At 66.9% G+C, this 673-nt stretch carries 1 pseudogene; it reads right to left on the minus strand.

Annotation, left to right across the window (positions count from 1 at the left end):
• Positions 1-20 precede the first annotated feature (20 nt).
• A pseudogene (locus ACFPJ1_RS32420) lies at positions 21-413 on the minus strand (VOC family protein); the annotation flags it as partial.
• Between the last annotated feature and the right edge of the window lie 260 nt (positions 414-673).

A 673-nucleotide genomic window follows, 5' to 3' on the forward strand; every position in this document is an offset into this window, starting at 1 on the left:
AGTAGGACGTCGCCGGACATTCACACTGTTAAGGGCCACCCACACCGGGTGGCCCTTAACATTTCCCCACCAAATGCCCGGCCGGCCGCGGCAGCTCCCCGGTAGCCCGCCGGTCCAACGCACGAGCAGCCCTGCTTGGCAGGCCTGCTTGTCGGACAGTGCCGAGGCAGCCCACCAACCGGAGCAGTGGTCACCCGCTCTTGAAGTCGTCGGCGGTCATTCCGACGGTGTGTCCTTCCGGCCATTGGACGAGCTCGAACGAGCTCGATCAGATAGCCGTCGGGGTCGCGCACCATGGTGACCAGCTGCTCATCGGGACCGGCTGTTGGCCGCGCCGGATCGGCCTGGATGCCGTGGCCGGCCAGGGTGGCGATGGTGGCGTGCAGGTCGTCCGTCTGGATGGCGAGGTGGTTGAGGCCGCCGGTCTCGGTGACCGGCCGGGCGGGGTCGTACGCGAGCTCGACGGTGACCCGACTCTTATCAAGTTAGTGCGCACGGCTTGGTCAGGTGATCTGTGGGAGGGCGTCGCGCAGGTCGGTCTCCGTGTTGCGTTGCGTCCCAGGCTCGGGGCCTCGCTGACGTAGACGTGCCGTCCGGCGGATATGTGGCTCTTCACGATCCAGGGTGTAGTCGGGGCCTGAAGCCACCGGTCTCGAGGAGTGATCTGGCGATG

Source organism: Kribbella qitaiheensis, assembly GCF_042657745.1.
Taxonomy (GTDB): Bacteria; Actinomycetota; Actinomycetes; order Propionibacteriales; family Kribbellaceae; genus Kribbella; species Kribbella qitaiheensis.